The following is a 20,507-nucleotide window of genomic DNA, read 5'->3' as shown; positions in this document are numbered from 1 at the left end:
AAACTAAAAGTGATTTATTTTAAATAAATTAGTGAATAAATGCTTTTTCGGAGTTTCCCAGTTTGATTAGATAATCTTAAAAAGTGTCTGGTTTTAGGCTAAGTTAGTACACCAATTTCAGACTTATTCGAAAAAAGGTGTGACAAAATTTAAGAATAAAAATTTACAGTTAAAACAAATTCAAATACATCAAAATTTCCATATTTGCACAATTCCTATATATCTATGCTACAATTATTTATAATTATTTAGATTTTTTGGGGAAAATTATGAAGCAATTTATTTTACTAAAGAAAGTTAGTTCTAGTTTAGTTTTCCTATCATTATCACCAATAGTAATTATCACGGCTTGTAAAAGCGAAGTGGATAAAAAACCTAATACTTCTAAGATTGACGAAGCTAAAAACGATCCTAAGATTGATGCTTCTAAGGGTGATGAAGCTAAAAAAGATCCTAAAAATGAAACTAAAAAAGATACTTCTAAGAGTGAAGATCCTAAAAATGATCCTAAAAAAGACACGGATAATCAAGAACCAATTATTCCAAGGCAAGAAAATAATTCAAATCTAGAAAACACAGAACAAAATATTAATGTTTCTTCTATTTTTGAGGATAAAACCTTTTTAGAAAACAAGCAAGCTGAAATTGATAGTGTTTCTTTAAAAATAACTGGTTCAAAAATTGAATTTAAAAATATAAATTCTGCAAATTTATATCATTTTAACAGTAAAGGCAAATATGTAAAACTACTTTCAATTGGTGAATTAGACTCTGATTTAAAAAACTATAAAATCAAATTAGATTCAGAAGATTTACAAAAAAATGTCTGATTGAATGTAAAAGCTGTTGAAAATGAAGGCGACTATTATAAATTTATTGGTGAATTTAGCCAAAATTTCATAAATATTTTAAATAATGGCACTGTTAGTTCTACTTTTGATATTTATATTCCTAAAACCAAAAATAATTTAGGTGCAATCACGACTTTTGAGCAATTAATTAGTCAAATTCGCGCAAATCCCTCTGGAAATTTTAAATTAGCAAATGATATTTCTGCAGAAAGTACAGAAATAGGTCGCAATTCTACATCATATTTAGAAAATGTTTATTTTTCTGGAAGGCTAGAAAGTCTTGAAGGTAAAAATTTTACTATTTATGATTTAGAAAAGCCGCTTTTTGACAATTTAAATAATGCAACAATCCAAAATATTAATTTTAAAAATCTCAAAGTTAAGTCAATAAATAATTCCCAATTTGCAGTTGGGGCAATTGCAAATTCTTCATCAAGTTCAACAATTAATAACGTTCATCTTTTTGGCGATGTTAAAGGTCCAAAAATCGTAGGCGGAATTGTCGGTGTGCTAGATAATAATTCTGTTATTAAAAACTCAAGTTTTCATGGAAATATTTATTCTTCCCAATCTGCAGGCGGTCTTAGCGGAATAATAACAAGAGGAAGTTCAATTGAGAATTCTTATGCAAATATAAACATCACCTCTAAATTAATAAATTCCGATAAACTTGGCGGGATTGTTGGTGAGCTAGGTCAAAATTCGTCATTAAAAAACATTGTAATTGAAGGAAATGTTTTAAATAATGGGCCTGATGAATTTGCTAATTCTGGAGGACTAATTGGTTTGGTTTCCACAAACGGAACCCAAGATTCCCCTGATACTGGAAGTGTTGAAAATATTTATGCAAAGATAAATTTTTTTAATGCAAAGCCAATTTTTGGTAACTTTTATAAATCAAGTTTTTTTGACTATGAAAAGTCGTTTAAAAATATAAACTTTGCTAACAATTCTGATAATGAAAGTTTTGATTGACTCAAAATAATTGATCAAAATACTTTTAATGAGATAGCAAAAAAATGGAAAAATTTAAATAATGAAAATATTAAGCTAAAAACTTTAAATTTTTCCTATTTAAAAGGATATCAGTCTGATTTTAGTATTGCTTATGCAAATTTTGCAAAACTTTTGCCATTTTATGATCGTTATACAATTATGAATTATGCACATAAAGTGACTAAAAATTCTAACCTTTACAGCAAAAATTTGCTTGGATTTGAATTTTATGGAAATCAAAATTTAGTAAAAAATCTTGCTCGTGAAAAAGAAAAAGTAAACAAACTAAGTATTTACTTTGGTGATGGCCAAAAAGAAGATTTCAAAATAGACAGTTTTAAGCAAAATGATAACGGAATCATTGACTTTTCTTTTGAAGATAACGGTGTTAAATTTATTGTTCATCCAAATATTTTGATATCTGAGAAGAAAAATCAATTAGTTTCTGGTTTAATAAATCTTTTAAAAAATACTAATTTATCAGATAATTCAATTTTTGATACTCAAAATAATTTTGTTGACAACAGTCCGATAAAAGAACAGCTTTTTATTGACCAACACGAGACTGAAGTTAAAAAAGATCTGGAAAGCATAATTGATTCAATCTCAAATAATATTGATATTTTTGATCTAGATGATACTAAATTTACTGAATTTTATAAAAAAGATTTAGAAAAAGAGAAAAATTCTATCTATATTGGTTTAAATTATTTGTACCGTTGATACTCAATTTCGGATTTTAAAGATAAATTATTGTACTCTTTAGGAATTTATGGAAAATCAAATGATAGTCTATCTTTGTTAAAAGACATTGGAAAATTGGACTTTATTAATCTAAAAGCTAACAAAACTGCAAATGGTTATCATGATGCTTTTTCAAAATATTTAAAACCAAAATCAGTTGCCGATTTTATTGAATATAACTATAATTTATTTAAGCAAAAAGACCAAACTATCGACAAATATTTTGATTCACTGACAAAAGCTTATATTACAAAAGTCGAAAGTAAATCCGATACATCAGTAAATAAGCCAATGATCGAAAGATTCAAACAAGAAGAACAAGCTAATAAACTTTTGCCACTTTTGACTGTAAAAGACCAAAATACTCTTTGATTCATTTTTACAACAAATAGCAATATTTCGGGATTATTTTCCAAATATTTTTCTTCAAGCGAATCATTAAAACCACAAATCAGAGAATTTGCTGAGGCGGCTCAAGGTTACTATGATGTTTTATACCGAATTTTAAATGAAAAATCAAAAAAAACTATGCAAAATCATATAGTTGATGTTTATGATACTTTTGCACCAAAAAATGAACCTGGCGTTAAAGCTTATTCTTTGCCTGTTGGTCATTGATTATCATTAAGAAATAAGGATTATGCTGCTTTTGTTCCGGGTGAAAATAAAAAACTTATGTATTTTGATGGCACAAAAATATTAACAAAATACGCAAAATCGATATTTTCACATGAAAGTACTCATGCTTTTGATAATGATATTTTGCTTGACGGATATGGAAAACGATTTGGTCATCGGGCTGAATCTTTTGCTCGAGGAATGTTTCAGGCACCTTACAGTGACGAACCTGGAGATTTAGCCTTTAATTTTATTGAAAAATACGGAGGTGGTCAGCAATTAGTTCGTAATTCAAGTCCAGAAAGATTTAGCAATTTAGCTGATTTGGAAAAATACTATAAAAATTTGTTTGACTTAATTTATGTTTTAGACTTAGCACAAGCCGAGGCAATAATTGCAAAAAAGCCATCAGACACTAGTGATTATAGAAAAATCCAACTCGGAAGTGGCGGTTTTACAAAAAATGATATTTTATCTTGAGTTGGAAGTTCTGAATTTAATTCGATAAATTCAATTGATGATTTAGTTGACAAAAATATTGTTGGCGCGAATGTTGGAGGAGACTCAGTCAGATCATTTGGGCATAATGATTACTATATAGTAAATTTCTTTAGACCATATTTTGGAATACTTGAAAATACAGAAGGAGTCTCCGGTGGACTCAATTTTAGAAGGGTTGCTTTTGAACTTCTTGCCGAAAAAGGTTATTATGGCGGGATGATTCCGTATATTTCTGCCAAATCAAATAAACAAACTAATGTGCCAGAAGGACTTGTCAAAGGTAGTGATACTCACGTTTTAAAAATGATTTTTGGCGATAAATACAAATCTTTTAGTGATTTTAAAAAAGATATGTATAAGCAAAGAAAGGATAAACTCAATAAATTAAAGCCATTTAGTTTTGATTTTAATAGTAAAAAGTACGAAATAAAATCTTTTGACGACTTAAAAACAGTTTTTATTGATAATTTTGATCGAATAACTACAATAAGAATTGATATTCATGTTGAAATGTATAAGCAAACTGATGAGTATCGTCAATCAATATTTAATGAATAATTAGAAATATTAAAGTAAAACTGATTTATTTTAAATTTGCAATGCAAATTAAAATATTTTTAATAAATTAGTCCCGAGTTTCACAGTTTGATGAGATAATCTTAAACTTAAAAAAGTGTCCGGTTTTTCGGCGTTATTAACTTAAAAACCAAAATTATAAAATATTTAAACTACTTTTTTAGCTAAAACACTGACAAAAATCATAAAAAAACAACTACTATTTAAACTCAATGCAAATAGAAAACTCGTTTTTATTTGCATTGAGCCTAAAAAAATATATGAAGTTTTGAAAGAACAATAACCAAAAGCCCTAAATTTATAGATTTCTAAACGGTTAAATTTAAGGCATTCCATCATATTTAAAAATATAATGGATAATTCACATTTTCTGATTTTTTTATGACAAAAACATAATTAATTCTCCCTTAATTCTAATCTCAAAATTTATTAATTCATTCTTAGTAATGCTTATTATAACATAATTTTGTTTTAAGCCAAACATTTTTTTTTTTTTTTTGCAAAGGATTGAATTTAAAATAATCAAAATTAAAGTTTTTACATCAAAAATACCCGTAAATCAGGGAATAACTTATTTAACGCTGCAAAACGCATCTATATAATGAAAAAGGCAGGTAAGAAATTGAGACATAATTAAAAAACAATTAGAAATTATTTCCCCTAATCGATTAAATAATGTAAAATTAAATTAGATTTCTATTTGAAAAATCCATAATAAATCTAAAACACAAAATTATGAACACTACCTCATTAGGTTATTTTATGGCTAACATTGGACTGTATTCTGTTTGTTGAAAGAATATTGTCGAAAATGCAATGCAAAAATTGTAATTGGAGATATTATATGAATATTTTATATGATAAAAACAAGAAAGAATACAAATTAGAAAATAGAAAATTCACAAAAGACGAATTTGTAGAATATATAAAGAATAATATGATGGAAGCAGGCCTTTCAAACGAAGACATATCTTTAGAAATGGATAAACAAAGCCAAGATAAAGAAAACAAAAAAGATATGGAAGATGTGTTTTTGACTTCATATAATAGTTTAATTCCTAGAAATCGTATTATCTTTGGAGCGCCTGGTACTGGTAAAAGTTATACTCTAAATAATGACTTGCAACAGCTCTTAGGAGAAAATAATGAAGATCAATATGAGAGAGTAACTTTTCATCCAGACTATTCATATGCAAACTTTGTTGGCACATATAAGCCTGTAATGGTTGATGATTCTTTCGAAAATCTTACAGTTACTGATAAATATATTCTTTCTGTATTAATAGACAGAACTAAGTCAGCTCAAGAAAAGTATGACTTATTGTTTGATAAATTTAAGGTTCGCGGACTTAATAGATTACCGGTATTGTTAGGCTTATACATAGACGGGGACTTTACTATCAGAAGATTAAAAGGTACTGCTGCCACTGATAGTAATGTAGGACGAAATATTGGAATAGATATTAGACAATATGTAAACTTATATAAACCAGAATCTAGAAAAAAAGATATTTCATACAAATACGTTCCTGGTCCATTTATGAGAGTTCTTGTTAAAGCCTTAAAAAATGCGATGACCGATAATCCTAGACCTTTTGTATTGTTAATAGAAGAAATTAATCGAGCAAATGTTGCTGCAGTATTTGGTGATATTTTTCAACTATTGGATAGAGATAGTGATGGTGTAAGTGAATATAAAATTGCAACCACTAATGACATGAGAAGATATTTATCAGAACAACTAGGAGTCGAAGAATCAAAGCTTGAGTCTATAAAGATACCAAATAATATGTTTATATGGGCTACTATGAACATTGCTGATCAAGGTGTATTTCCAATGGATACTGCATTTAAGAGAAGATGGGATTTCACATATTTAGGAATTGATGACAATGATCATGCTCTACATGGAAAATATGTTATGCTTTCTGATAATAAGACACAAAAAGTTGAATGGAACAAATTGAGAAAAGCTATTAATAAATTCCTTGCTGATTGTAAAATAAACGAAGATAAACAATTAGGCCCATATTTTCTTTCTAAAGATATTATAATTCCTGAGCAAGGAGATGAAATTAATAGAGAAAAATTTATTAGTGCATTTAAAAATAAAGTGATTATGTACTTATTTGAGGATGCGGCCAAACAAAAACGATCAAAACTATTTGAAGGCTGCTCTAATGATAGCACGAGATATTCTCAAATTTGCAAAGAATTTGAACAAAAAGGTGTTGGAATATTCAACCCTAATATTATATCAGATTGCGATATTGAAGATGTTGAACCTAAAAATGACAACTCAGATAATTAGGGGGGCTTTTTCTATGATCTCTATGATCTCCAGATTTGTAAGGGAACAAATACGTTATACTCAAAAGGAACTTTGTAGCATTTTGAAATGTAATGAAGATGAAGCCGTTATATTGATTAGAAAATTAAAAGAATATGGTGTCTTAAAAACGGTAAAAGCTTCTGATAAACAAAAGAACATGAATGAACTACTAGATGAAGATATCGAGATATCTGGTGTTGAAGTAGGCAAGAATGAATATTTTTATGTATTTACTTTTGTTGGAGTTATTGTTCTAGCAGGTAGAGTGCTTAAGTGTTATCCAAAGTATCTATTAAGCAATAAGAATCCTACTAATGAGTTAAAACAAATAATAAAAGTTCTTGAAAAATACAATTCTTCTGAACAGATTATAAAAATGTTTAATGATAGCAGTCAAACTAGTTCATTTAATCTTTTGGCAGTAATCTTGTTTTTATTAAATGATTATTATGAAAATGGAATTTACAACAGTACAGAAGAAATTGTTGAATTCAATGGGACAGGTGAAATTCTATGGGATAAAACTATACATGAATCATTTGCAATTTTATCAAATGAAAAACCATATTATATGGAATTACACACTCGTAAAAGACTTACCAATGAGTTTGATTATTTTACTCGGCTTCATCAATGCATACTAACAAAGATTTCCGAAGAGTTAAAGAATGCCAATCTTCTTGATTTATTTGAAATCACAGAAGTAGATTTATCTGATGATAAATTAGATGATTTTGGCGATGAAGATTATATTTTATATAGAATTGAAAAAGAACTAGGTCTACAGTATAACACGAGAAAACAATTACTTTTAATGACCATATATTCTTATATAGACAAAAAAGGCAGTCTTTATGATCTTGATTGCTTATCTTTGTTTGGGACTAATAGTTTTAATTTAGTTTGAGAAAAGATTTGTGCAGACATTATGAACAATCAATTAGAAAATAGTTTGGGCGCTTTGAATCTTCCAGTGCTTTTAAAAGATGGTTATGATAAAAAGAAAAAATTAATAGATTTAATTGAAAAGCCTTTATGGAGTATTACAGGCAAAGAGGCGAAAAATACTTTAATACCAGATTTAGTATCCATCTTTCAAAATGATGGTAATTATGAATTTATTATATTTGACGCAAAGTATTATAATGCACATTTGGAATACGGAATTACACCAAGCAGACAGCCAGGAATAGAATCAATTACAAAACAATATTTATATCAATTAGCTTATCAAAAATTTATAAATGATCATGAGTTTTCAGCGGTTAAGAATTGTTTTCTTCTACCTTCAGAAAATGATTCTATCGAAAATAAAGGTGAAGTAAAACTTGAAATGATGGAAAATATTGGATTGCAAAATGTTCAAGTAAGATTTATTCCTGCAGTAATGGCTTATGATCTATATCTGACAGAAAGAAAAATGGATTTTAATCTTCTAGATCTATAAAAATATGTTAGCAAACTGTAAAATAGAGAATCTGTAAAATTTAAGTGATTTATGCAAGCAAAAGTGCTTGCATTTTGCTTGATTGTAAGTTCAAGCGCAACACAAAATAAGGTAAAAATAATTGCGTGACCAGAATTTTTTTGTTTCTATTATTTTTTTAAAATAAAAAAGAAACCCGAGTTTCTCAGATTGATGAGATAATCTTAAAAAGTGCCTGATTTTAGGCACTTTTTAACTTTTTTGATAAAAGTTAATTAACTATTTTTTTACTGATTTATTAAAATATCAAGGTAAAAACCATACCTATTTTAAATATTTGGATCACCAGAACGACATCAAACTGGCAAACCCAGCAAAAATAACTATCAAAGCAAAAACACTAAATTTTAAATCTAACCATAGGAAAGAAAAAAACAACTACTATTTAAACTCAATGCAAAAAGAAAACTCGTTTTTATTTACACTGTGCCTAAAAAAACATATGAAGTTTTGAAAGAACAATAACTAAAAGCCATAAATTTGTAGATTTCTAAACGGTTAAATTTATGACATTCCATCATATTTAAAAATATAATGGAAAAAATTCGCACTGTCTGATTTTTTAGACAAAAAACATAACTAAGTCCCCCTTAATTCAATATTAAAAATTTATTAATTATTCTTAAGTGAAGTTTATTATAACATAATTTTTTCTTAGACCAAGCATTTTTTTTTTTTTTTTGCAAAAGGTTAATTTCAAAACTATAAAAATAAGGATTTTAGCACCAAAAAACCCGGATTTACGGGTATTTTTGTATATTTTATATTCACTAAAAAGTGAATTTTCCATCAAACTGGGAAACTCAGGGGTGTGATTTTTACTTTGATATTTTAGTAAATCAGTAAAAAATTGTAATTAACTTTTGCCAGAAAAATTAAAAAATCCCCTAAAACCCGACCCTTTTTTAAAATTATCTCGTCAAACTGGGAAACTCAGGATTATTTTTTTAAAATAAAAAAAGAAAAAAGCTCCAAATTCGACAGGAACTTCATATTAATTATAGTGTTAAAAAATATAAAAAAACATAGTACAACTATTCTTTAATACAGATTACATACGTAACGTTTTTGTTTATTTTTTAACTTATTGGTTCTGTTATTCTTCGGGTTTTTGTGAATTTTGAAACAAAAGATTTCTGTTTTTTAATTCTTCATCAATGATTGATATATTTTCAATACAAAATCTTTCTTTAATAAATCAAGTAGCTATTTCTTCCTTTGACCAATCATAACCTTCAAATCCTTGTTCAATATAATCTCTAAACTCATCATAAAAACAACTATTATCAATTCATTCAGCTAATGTTTGGTTTTCATAAGCTGATTTGAATTCTAAAAGTTTGTTATCTTCTGTATTATAGAAAAAATAGTTTTGTTGAATTTTAGTTAATTTGTCTGAATTTATGTCATATTCATCAACAATATTTAAACTTGTTCTTCTTCGCCCCCAAGGAAGAGTGAGACTACCTCAGACATCACCATCTGATACTTTATAATCTTTAAATTCTTCGGTGTTAAAAATATTTTTTTTAACTAAATCGATAATTTTAGCGACATTAGTGCCTTTATCTAATAGTTCATTATCATATATATAATGATAAATTGGAGTATAAACTCTATCAACCATTAATTCTTCTTTTGTTATATTTATTCCAGATTTAACTGGATTTAATTCTACTGATGTGTGTTCTTTGCGATGATAATTTACAACAAAAGCATTGGCTTTTCTAATTGTTTCAGAATCTCTATTTTTTGATAATTCTCTTCATCATCCTTTTTCTTGGTCAAAACTAGCTTTGCTTGCATATAGTAACTCTGGTTCAATAATAGGTTTTTGTTTATTATTATATCCTATAATACTTACATTCATTAATGAGATGTGGTCATTTTTAAAGTTTTTCTCTATTTGATTAATAATTTGCATTGCATAATTAAAAGGCAGTTGGTCAATTTCTGGATAATTACTTCTTCCATAAGCGACTTCAAAATCTTTTGCGCGCATTCTAAAAATTTGTGAACAATCAAGTAGACTATCATTAAAAATAAAGAATCAGACTTTGTCGCACTTGCAGGAATAAGAATTTCTGTTGGTAATTTATCCATTAGTATTCCATTTTTAGAAGCTCTTCGTGCTTTGACAAAATAATACATATCGTCGTTATCGCTATATCAAATAACAACGGGGTGTTCGTTAATTGGTTGGCCATAAACATTGAAAAGTATATTATGTTTTGGCATATAAGGTGTGAATTTTGCTCATTTACTATTTTTTATTCAATCTTTAATTGCCATGATTTATTCCTTTAATTCAAATTTATTCTTATTAAAGATATATTATACCAAAAAAGGGAAAAATTTTTCTAAAATTTTAAATTAATAGAAAAAATCATGACAACTAGTTATTTGTCAGTAATTCTGATTGTGGTACTTTTGTTAATTTTTTTAACCAGACTTTCAAGTAAAATGATTTTTCATATTGGGTGTAAATCATTATTTGCTCTTTTAGCAAAAATAAAAAATACTAGGATATTATTACCCTAGTATTTTAAATGCCTAATAATATTAATAGAAATTAATTAAAAACCATTAACAATTTCTTGATAAACCCCTAGTTTTTTAGTATGCAACCACAGTTCCTTGACAATTATTTTCTCAATTAGAACAACAAACTTTTCGATAAAATTAAAGTCAATTTGCTTTTGCGAATTTATTGGTAAATAAAAAGAAATATTACCAATTTTGCTATTAGAAAAGCTTTGATAGCTAAGACCACTAACTACTTTTTGAATTGTTGCTACAAAAAACAAAAATACTTTTGCTGAAAAATTTTCATAGTATTTTGGTTCGAGTAACTTAATATTTTGACTACTAAAAAATTTTTCTTTTTGATAAAAACAGGCAAAATTCACTTGGGAAAAAGTTATTCTATTGCCTAAATTTAAATATTTCTCATTCTCAATTATATACCCCCGCACACCATTATTTTTTGTTTGTCTGCCAATATAAGGGGAAGTCCCTTTAATTTGCTCGTCGTAAATTTTAACTTTATTTGCGTCCAAACCATAAGCATTTTTAATTTCAAAAATGTCTTCAATTCTAAATTCTTTCCAGACTGTATTGAGATATAAATTCTCTATTTCCGCTTGAGAAGCGGCTCTCTCTCTCTCTCTCTCTCTTGTTGTAATTAAAATCATTCTGAGCAAATCCCGATGAGATTAAATAGTCTTCAAGCCCTACTAAGTGAGCTGATTCAAGTTCTTTAATAAATTTTTCTATAAAATCAAAATTAATTTGGTTTTGATCATCAATTGGCAGAAGGAATTTAGTTTCTAAAATACTTTCTTTTGACGAATTTATCCCCCAACTTAATTTTGCAATTGCTTTTTGAATTGCAATTGCGATAAACATTAATGATTTTTCTTTAATTGTATTTTTTCCTTTGTATTTTAAGACTTTAACATTGTTACCGGTGAAATATTTTTGTTTTTGAAAAAAACTAAAAAAAGTATCTTGGGCAAAACTAATCGTGTTTGCAGGATTTAAGAATTTTAAATTTTCCTGAATATACCCTTTAATTCCGTTATTTTTACTTTGTCTTACAACATAAGGATAAGTGTTTGGAATCTGTGTATCATAGATTTTAACTTTATTAGCATGAATGACTTTATTTGAGCTTGAAACTTCAAAAATATCTTTAATTCTAAATTCTCCCCACTGAACTGTTTGTAATTTTTCAATTAGTGGGGGATCTACTTTTTTATTTGGTCTTGTTTTTTAGCTCCAATTTCGGTACCTTTTATAATTTCACTAACTTCCCAAGCTAGAAAATCAGCAATTGAATTTTTAAAATCACTGATTTCCGGTTTTAAATCAGCTTGTCTTGTCTTATTCCAGTCACCACCGTTTAAAGGATCAATCACATCGGTAAAATAACATTTTTTATCAATTAAATTCAATTTATGATTTCCAAGATGTACTAAATCGACGATTTCTTGGTAGCGTGCAATGGCATTATCGCTATCGACTAAATTAACACTCGCTTTCTTTCGATTAGTTCTTTTATAACCATCTTGGCTAAAGTCAATAAATTTAACTAAATGATCTTTATTATGAGTTTTTCCAACTTCAAATACATAAATGTGTGTCTGCACACTTGATTTACCTAAAAATAAATCGATTGGCATTTTAATACTTGCCAGTAGCGTATGGTTTTTTAGAATTTTTTTATTAAAATCTTTTGCTTTACCAGAACCTGCCGAAGATTGAATAATGATAGCAGCATAACCATTTGTCATCATTGAAAGGGCTTTTTCAACAAAATTCATCCCATTTCCAGGTGCAGAATAAGGGGGATTTAAAACAAAAGCATTTGCTGGAAATGCGCCACCGTCATTGTTAAAGTCTTTTAATGAATCTTTATTTAGCAAATTAGAAGAGCCATCGCCCATAATAATCATATTTAATATTGCGAGCATATGAATTTTAGGTAAAATTTCTATTCCTAATAATTGTTGTGTTTTGATTTGTGCAATTTTTCTTTCTAATTCAGAAGGTGATTTTGCTTTTTTAGTTGCATCAGCTATCATTTCATTCATGGCCGCAACCAAAAGCCCTCCTGATCCGGTAGCAAAATCTCAAACATAAGAGTTTTGGTCAACCCGAGCAAGTTTTGCAAGTAATTTTGCGACATATGGTGGTGTTAAAACAACATCATTATTTGCATCCTCGCTATAACCAAGTCAAGAATACATTTCGTTAAAAAGTTTTCCGGCAAAGTCGATTTCTAAACCGTTTTTGAAAAAATATCCAATATCATCAACAACTTTTCCAAAAATTCTTTTGATTCTTGACTCGCCATTTTCTGGAGCATTTAGCCTTTCATCTTTCAGGCTCGGTGATAAAATATTAATTAAAGTTTTCTGTTTTTCGGTTGGTATCTGTTTATGTCTTAGGAAATTAATAATTTTATACAGTATTTTGTCCCCATCTTGACTGTTTTCTTCTTTGGATGATTTAAGTTCGGATTTATTAAGTGGGGCAACTTTATAAGGGATTCCTAAACTTGCAATTATACTAGCTACAATTAAATATAGTTTTGTATCAGGTTCGATATTATTCTCATTTTTGTAAATATCATTATTAAGTTTTTTAAGCGCAGCTATCATTTCGGCTTCTGATCTTTGCCTTAATTTATCTCTTTCCTCCTCGCTTAAAAATGATTTTTTTGCTTCTTTAATAAATTCATTAAAGTGTTTTTTGTCTAAAAAACTAAAATCGCTATATTCGCCTATTAATTGACCTTTACCATAATTATCATTTGAGACTCACCAAACCTGAACTTCGCGTTCAAGTTTGCCATTTGTATTTTTCTCGCCAACAGCACCAATTACAATAATATCGGTATAATAAGTTGCTTGCTTTATTCCTGTAGCATAATGAATAGCTCCATTTACTGCATAATTTTTAATGTTATTTCATTGCGTAAGGTCAGGATATCCATTTGAATCTAGTTTTACCATTTTATTAAGCCCAACTTTATATTCGATCAAAATAGGATAACTATTGCCTAGTTCGTCCTCTAAAAGCATTTTGCAATCAGGACGATTTCCGCCATTTTTTCCATTTTTGGATAAATATTCCTCAAGCGCAGAATTAATATCTTCATTTAACCATTCATTTTCTAGTCTAAAATCAAGACCCATATTATTAAGTTCAGAATTAAAGCTTCCTGCAATTGTGACTTCTGAAATATTAGATTTCATTATTTGTTCTCCTTTTTTGAAGTTTTTTTAAATTAGAAAAATAAAATTAGTTTTGACCCTGAGATTCAACCGGTTCACTCTGACGGGAAGCCGGTAAGTTAGTACACTGATTTAGACTTTTAATTGGGCTAAATTTTTTTAGTTTTAATCAATCATTAATTGCCATGATTCATTCCTTTGATTTAAATTTATTTTTATTAAAGATAAATTATAGTGGAAAAATGGCTAAATTTTCCTAAAATTTTTCTTTTTTTAAAAAAATTTTTAATATAAAATGAAAATTTTTTACCATCTAAGGACAACAATTTTAATTAGTGATTTAAACTTGGCGGTCAAAAACTAGTAAAATTTGTGATCATTTTCTAATATTTGTTACTAGATCATAAAAAAACTTCTAAACACCTTTAGAAGTTTTTTTATGATTAAATATATAAGCAAAACTCTAATGAAAAGAATATAAAAATATTAATATTAATTCAAATTTTATAATCTTTTACTATCTTCTATTAGTTGGATTCTGATAATTAGTAGGATAAGTTCCATCATGGATTTGTTGCAAAACTTGGTCTCTTAATCTAGGTTGGTTTGTATCTCTAGAAAATCGATTACCTTCTAAATTATAATAAATCATTGTTAGCATATCATTTAATTTAACATCGGAAGCTGAATAATAAGACGTTCAAATTTGCCATCAACCAGCTTTAGGTTTTACTGGGTCACCTATTATTTTGTCGATAAAAGTTTTATAATCATTATCGTTAGTTTTGTTTCTATTTGCTTGTTGACCGTTTTGTAACGATGCGCGGATTACTTCAGATGCAGTATAGGAAGCCAAAATACCGCCATAAAATGCTGAAGATCGAGCTCAAAACTGAGAAATTCTAGATTCATATGTATAAAAAAGAAGGATTAAAACTAATCTATAAAGTAGTCTTCCTTTTGATGAGTCTTTAAAGTTAGAGATTGATATTTTATTAGATCTCTCAGAGTACCAAATTTTATGGAATAATTTTGAAATTGCCTCAAGTTGAGGATCTTTTTGACCTGATTTAAAAATTGATTCAAATGAAATTCCGGTGTATTTTATATGATTTAATTCTTTTAAAATTGGCGAAACTTCATTTTCCTTATCCTTATTTCAGTTTGGTGAGGCTAAAAATATTAAATCAAAAAAGTCAGCAATTGATTTAGTTGAAATTTTTTGATTAGTTGGAGTTTTTAATGTTAATTTTTCTTCATCAATTAGATTTTTTCGATCGGTTGAACTTTGGCCAGTTGAGTCATTTCCATCAATTTTTGGCTCAATTTTGACAACTAAATCAAGATTAATTAATTTTGCTAAATCTAATTTGCTAAAAATAGCACCAAAAAAGCTTGCACTTTTTTCATCAGGATTTAAGGTTTTGATTGACTGTACAATTTGATCTAAAATTCCTGAAAGTAACGGATTTTCTAACCCTAGATTTACAAAATCCTTGAGAAATTTAGTAATTATTTCTCTTGGTTTGTCTATTTTAACCTTGGTAAGATTTTGATTATTATCTAAATTTAATTTTAAATATACAGCAATTATATCGGCTGCTAAATCAGCAAATTCATTATCTTTTATTAAAAAGTCAACCACAGATCATAGATATGATTTTAAAAATGCTGAATTTGATTCATTTTGAGAGTTTACCTGGCTATTATTGGGTTGATCACTTAAAAATTTAGTTAAAAGACCGGAAAATGTTTTTACTTCTTTGAATAAAGCAGAATTTTTGTTCATATAATTTAAAAGACGAAAAATTAAAACTTTATTCATTGACTCAGGTAAAAATTTCAGTAGCAACTTTTTAAGTAATGGTTCAATTTTTGCCTTTTTGTCCGCTGATAAACCACTAAAGAGTGAAAAGCTGGACACATCGCCAATGCTTAACAAATTAATTTTGTCTTTGAAAAATGATGAATTAAAAATTTTAACGATGATATTTCAGAGATTGTTTCTTTCATCTTCAGAAATTTTATTATAAACTGATGCAATTTGTTTTATAAGGTCGATAATAAATTCTTCTTTTCCAATTTCAGTCTCTAAAAGTGTTGTAAGGTTTGAAAAAGCAACCTCACCGCTTGTTAATTTGCTCAAAATTGATACAAATTTTGTTAATAAGGCATTTTCTTTAGAGTAATTTGCCTGGATTTGCGGTGAGGTTGTTTCTTGAGAAATTCCAGATGATGAAGAGTTTTGGCCAGTATCACTAAAAGGTTGAGCGCTGACTAATACTTGGGAAAAATCCTCGCTTACATTAACGGTGGAAGCATCGTCTGACAAAATTCCTGTTGGATCCATTTCCTCTTTGTAAAAATTCTCAAGATTATTTTTGATTATTTCTTTTATTAGTTTAAAAAATGGCTCAAATTCAGTCTTGTCAAATTGAGTATTAAGCATTTTTTCAACTAGAGTTGAAAAATTATCGCTCAAAGTGCTGCTTTTTTCATCTAATTTAACAATAAATTCACCAATAATTTTATTAAAATATTGCTTTTCAAATAGTGTCTTAATTAATGAAAGGTTATTTAGTGGTTGTTTAATTTTGGTTTTTGCAACTATTTTAAAGTATGATTTAAACATATCTTTTAGTGCAGGTGATTCTAAAAACCAATTAAAAATTGGCATAACACTGTCAAGATATTCTTTTGGAATATTTTCTAAACCTGCCCGAATCTGTTCAGAAATAGGCTTACTTCTAACAACTTCGGAAATTAAAGTCGCAATATTATCCTGGGAAATTTTGCCTGGAGTATCAGTTTTTGTTTCCTCTGAAGAATAATAAAAATTAGCAATATCAACGCTAAAACTGTCAAATAAAGTCTCAAGAACCGGTTTTTTAGGGGTAGAATTACCTGAAATTGCATCAAGTATAATTGAAATCAGTGCTTTTATTGTTAGTGGTGAATAAGTTTTTGGGTTCTGATCAAAATCTAAAGTTGAGTCTTTTAGTTTTGAAAAAATATCACGAACTAAAGCCAAAATTGTATTAACTGAATCTTCAGGCAAATCTAATTTATATTCAGCCAAAATTATCCTTAAGAATTCAGAAATTGAATCTCAAGTTGAAGAATCTCCTAAGAAAAGGGCAAAAACTTGCTCAATTAGTTGAGTGTTTTGTTTGAGAAAATTTTCAACTAGTGAATTAAAGTTTGGATGTAATTCAAATTGTTTTTCGTCAAAAAAATACTCAATAAGTTTTGAAAGTAGTTGTTCAACTTGCTTTGATTCAAAAAAGTTTGTTAAAATCTTTAAAAGTGATTGTTGAATTTTAGGGTTGCTAAAAAAACTATTTTGGTTTAATTTACCAAGAAGTTGGTTCTGTAAAAATGACTGTCCAAAAAGGTTTTTGAAAAATAAGACCAAGTCGCCATCAGGAATTTTAGTTTTAAAATCAAGACTTGCAAGATTTTTTAAGAGTGTATAAATTGTATCTTGAGTGAAAAAATTATTTAAAAAGTATGAAGAAAAATTTTGGAAGGATAATTGTTGATCAGTTAAAGCAATTTTGTCAGAATATTTTTGAATTTCTAGTGCATCTTGTTTTTTCTTAGCTTCTTCTAAAAGTAATTTTGCTGAATTATGCTCTTCAGAATTTTCTTTATAAAAAGATTCGAAGTTTTGTAGTGCAGCTTTTACAAATCCAAAAATTAAATTATCAGTTGGAGCTTCTCTGTCTTCTTTTCAAGCTAGATATTTAATACGAAAATCTTGGAAAATCAGCTCAATTATTGATGTAAAAGTTTTAATTGAATGTTCAGTTAAGCCTGATGAGCTTAATGAACTTGAAATTAAACTAGTAAGATTAGTTAAAAATTCCTCTTTTTCTACATTTCTGGCGATAAATTCATAAATATTTTCCTCAAGTTTTGGTAAATTATTAGCTAAAAACTGAAAGCCAAAGCGATTTAAGTTGTCAATTTGTTGGTATTTGTTTTTATTTACTAAAAAATCATCAATGGCTTGATTTACAATGTCAGCCAGTGGTTTAAATGAATTTGAAGCCAAAAAATCTTTAGCTGAGTCAAAAAAGAATGAAAAACTAGCAAAATTAGGGGTTGACTCATCAATAAAATTAGTTAGGTCAAATTTTGTTAAAACTGGGTAGAATTTATTAAGTAATTTTTTTAGGGAGTCAATTTGGTTTTGGCTCAAATCAAAACTTAAAAGTTCGTGAAATAAATCAAGTAAATTTTTTGAATCTTTAAAAAAAGATGAGTAATTTGTATAAATTTGCTCTGAAAAAATTGAAGCAATATTTTCAGAAATATCAGTAGTATTGATTTTTTTAATGACATCTAAGAAATTTTTGGCTGCTTGATCATTTAGTTTAGCCCAAACATTAGTACGAACAACAACATCGGCAATTGAAACTAAAAGATTAACAAGCGCGCTCTGGTCTGCCTCATCCAAGTTGAACTCAAAATTATCGTTAATAATCGATACTAATAATTTAACAGATTCATGATGTTTTAGTGTTTCTGAGATAAAATTTCTAATAAAAACAACATTATCGCTGTCATTATCAGGATTTTCTAAATAAGTACGAATTATTTCATGAAAATTCTGTGAATTTTTATATTCGTTTGATCGTTGATGGTAGTCAGTAATTATTTTAGAAAATAATTTTCTTATTGAGTCAAAGGTAAAGACAACTTTTAAGTCTTCCTTATTTTTGAGGTCAATTTTGATAATGTTATTTATTAGCAAATCTTGGATTATTGTTTGACCAAAAATGGATGAAAAAATTAATTCTTTAATTTTTTCAGGGTTTTTATCTGCAAATTCAGAAGTTACAACGGTATTTAAAACGTCAATTATTTGTTTTTCGTCAAAATCAGCAAAAATATAATTAACAAGGCCAGAAATTGTTGCTTTTTCTCAAGTTTTATTATTAGTTACATCTTGAACATAACTCTCAAAACGGTTGATAATTTTGCTAAAAAAGCCACTTGAGTAAATTTTTTGCAAAATTTCAGAAAAAGAAGCCCCTGAATTTTGGTTTTCTTGTCAAAAATCAGTCAAAATTTTTTGCACACTTGAATTATTTTGAACAGCTAACTGGACAAAACGGTTTAAAAACGCACCAAAATTATTATTTAGTATTACGTTTAGAAAATTTTCTATCGGTGATTCTGTTGCTTTTTTAACATTTTGAGTGGTTAGCTCTTCGATTTCAGAGTTTTCTGAAATAAATTTTTCAGGTGAATTCTCAACGGTTAAAGCCTTCAAAATTTCTGAATTTTGACCTAAATTTAGAATTCGACGGTAAGAATTAATGTCTTTTTTGACATAATTTTCGTCTCAGTTTAATTTAGTATTTGCATCTTTTTTGAATTCTAGGTCTTGTTCAAAAGCTAATTTGAACAGCAAATCTTGGGCCATTTTTTTATAGCCCTTAGTTGATGGGTGGATGTCTAGGTCATTTGTGGCAAATTCAGAACTTTTTTCTTGTCAAATTGATTCATTGTATAGATCAACATAGTTTACTTTTTGGCTTTTTGCGGCTTTTTTGATTGTTGAATTCAAACGCTGTATTACTAAATCAGCATAATTTTCTGGAACGCCAATTTCGTTTGTGAGCATTTTTTCAAAGAATTTAATGATTTTTGAAGACAAAGAATTATAGCCAACTAAAACTATTTGTAAATTAGGGTTGATTTTTCGTAAACTTTGAATTAGCAGTTGTAAATTTCTGTAAATTCTTTGAGTTGCAATTTCAATGTTTTGGGCAAATTCAAAATTTGCCTCAGCTTTTGTAGCGAGCTTTTGCATCGGCTTAGCGATTGTGCGAAAATCAATAGCTTCCATTAAATCATTTGCGCCTAATGAAAGTGTTAGCAAATTAGATTTTTGAATTTTTTGATATAGCTTTGGGTAACTATTTGAATTAAAATCACCAAAAATGTCACGAATTTGTTGTCCATAAGGTGAGTCTAATTTTTGGTCTAAATGATAATTGAAATTAAAATGGGTCTTGTCAGAATGTTTATAGACTGGATTTTCGGGATTAAGTAAGTAAAGTCAATCGCTAATTGTTGTTCAAGAAAGAGCCAAATTATCAAAGGATTTAAGTGCATTTGGTTTTATTTTTTGAATAAAACTAGCAAAAAAGGCTGGATATGATAGTCCATTAATTTTGTTATTTGCATCAATGTTTCCGCGGAGGTCAATAGAATAATCTCAATTAAAACCAGCAGAAATTGAATCACCAATTGATAAATAGTTAATTTGGTCTAAAAGTTTTTCAGTTTCCTGGGCTGAATGGGTTATTGGTATGTTAAAATGCTCGGTTTTATCGCGATTTTTTATACCAATCAAAGTAATTCCAGAGACGGCCAGAGATAAAGTGCCAAAACTTAAAAATATTTTGAATGCTTTAGAAAAATCAGGTTTGGAGATATTTTTTTTCATTATTTTACCCCGCTTCTTTTTGTTATTCCAGATTTTTTTAATACAAATGGATTAGATTGGTCCAATTAGATAAGGAGCAAACTAGAAAAATAAAATAAAATAAAAATTAAATTATACTACATTTTTAAATAAAAAAATCTTTTTTAAAAATTTACTAATTTAAAAAAGTTTTTTTAAGGCTAATTCGAGCATGAGTCCT

Annotated in this window: 9 protein-coding genes; 3 read left to right on the top strand and 6 right to left on the bottom strand. The window is 27.9% G+C overall.

All coding sequences use genetic code 4. The features are described from left to right. The first annotated feature begins 269 nt into the window (after nucleotides 1–269). From QJQ40_RS01360 to QJQ40_RS01350, 3 genes are all read left to right on the top strand, one after another. Complete coding sequence (locus QJQ40_RS01360; RefSeq protein ID WP_282861519.1) at nucleotides 270–4,268, top strand: ZmpA/ZmpB/ZmpC family metallo-endopeptidase; 3,999 nt, start codon at nucleotides 270–272, stop codon at nucleotides 4,266–4,268. An 862-nt stretch (nucleotides 4,269–5,130) separates the two neighbouring features. Further along, complete coding sequence (locus QJQ40_RS01355; protein WP_282861518.1) at nucleotides 5,131–6,597, top strand: hypothetical protein; 1,467 nt, start codon at nucleotides 5,131–5,133, stop codon at nucleotides 6,595–6,597. Between the two features lie 13 nt (nucleotides 6,598–6,610). After that, a complete protein-coding gene (locus QJQ40_RS01350; protein WP_282861517.1) occupies nucleotides 6,611–8,065 on the top strand; it encodes an LlaJI family restriction endonuclease in 1,455 nt (484 codons plus the stop codon). Between the two features lie 1,135 nt (nucleotides 8,066–9,200). On the opposite strand, the gene QJQ40_RS01345 is transcribed toward QJQ40_RS01350, so the two are convergent. The 6 genes from QJQ40_RS01345 to QJQ40_RS01320 all read right to left on the bottom strand — a co-directional run bounded on the left by QJQ40_RS01345 (nucleotide 9,201) and on the right by QJQ40_RS01320 (nucleotide 20,308). Further along, on the bottom strand, nucleotides 9,201–10,106 hold the full coding sequence (locus tag QJQ40_RS01345) for a hypothetical protein (RefSeq protein ID WP_282861515.1): 906 nt from the start codon (nucleotides 10,104–10,106) through the stop codon (nucleotides 9,201–9,203). Further along, the gene (locus tag QJQ40_RS01340) at nucleotides 10,007–10,342 is read right to left on the bottom strand and encodes a hypothetical protein (RefSeq protein WP_282861512.1); all 336 of its coding nucleotides are present in this window, start codon (nucleotides 10,340–10,342) and stop codon (nucleotides 10,007–10,009) included. Before QJQ40_RS01340 ends, QJQ40_RS01345 begins: the two co-directional genes overlap by 100 nt. A gap of 338 nt (nucleotides 10,343–10,680) precedes the next feature. Further along, nucleotides 10,681–11,298 carry a restriction endonuclease subunit S gene (locus tag QJQ40_RS01335; RefSeq protein ID WP_282861510.1) on the bottom strand — a complete coding sequence of 206 codons (618 nt, stop codon included), beginning with the start codon at nucleotides 11,296–11,298 and terminating at the stop codon, nucleotides 10,681–10,683. Continuing rightward, nucleotides 11,201–11,764, bottom strand: a complete 564-nt coding sequence (locus QJQ40_RS01330) for a restriction endonuclease subunit S (RefSeq protein WP_282861636.1) — start codon at nucleotides 11,762–11,764, stop codon at nucleotides 11,201–11,203. The genes QJQ40_RS01335 and QJQ40_RS01330 overlap by 98 nt, the downstream gene beginning before the upstream one ends. Before the next feature lie 89 nt (nucleotides 11,765–11,853). After that, a complete protein-coding gene (locus QJQ40_RS01325; protein WP_282861508.1) occupies nucleotides 11,854–13,866 on the bottom strand; it encodes an HsdM family class I SAM-dependent methyltransferase in 2,013 nt (670 codons plus the stop codon). A gap of 496 nt (nucleotides 13,867–14,362) precedes the next feature. After that, on the bottom strand, nucleotides 14,363–20,308 hold the full coding sequence (locus QJQ40_RS01320; protein WP_282861506.1) for an SGNH/GDSL hydrolase family protein: 5,946 nt from the start codon (nucleotides 20,306–20,308) through the stop codon (nucleotides 14,363–14,365). Between the last annotated feature and the right edge of the window lie 199 nt (nucleotides 20,309–20,507).

It is taken from the genome of Mesomycoplasma ovipneumoniae (genome assembly GCF_030012565.1).
In the GTDB taxonomy this organism is placed as follows: Bacteria; Bacillota_I; Bacilli_A; order Mycoplasmatales; family Metamycoplasmataceae; genus Mesomycoplasma; species Mesomycoplasma ovipneumoniae_D.
Note: the sequence above shows the minus strand (reverse complement) of the source record. Positions and strands in the feature narration are given on the sequence as shown.